This window comes from Vibrio sp. 10N.222.52.B7 (genome assembly GCF_041474275.1).
Lineage (GTDB): Bacteria > Pseudomonadota > Gammaproteobacteria > Enterobacterales > Vibrionaceae > Vibrio > Vibrio crassostreae_C.
Window position 1 is genome coordinate 1 of record NZ_JBFRTU010000769.1, and the last position, 229, is coordinate 229.

The 229-nt window shown below is 43.2% G+C and carries 1 pseudogene; it reads right to left on the reverse strand.

What is annotated here, in order from left to right:
* Positions 1-229 (reverse strand): annotated as a pseudogene (locus tag AB4512_RS25220) (ABC transporter substrate-binding protein); the annotation flags it as partial.

The window sequence follows — 229 nt, forward strand, 5'->3', positions numbered from 1 at the left end:
TTTCAATACTTTTTGGTCGCTGGTGTTAATAAGTTTAGAGCTTGATGGCTGGTCTGAAGTGGCAAGCATTCCGCAGGCATACCCGATGCTCTGCTGAGGAATATCTTTAGCGACACCAAGTAAACGGAGTAATTCATTCAGTGATTTAACGTGTTTTGATTCTTCGAACCAAGGATGGCGATGTGGGTTTATCAATGCGTGTTCACAACCTTTTTCCCACTGTTCCATC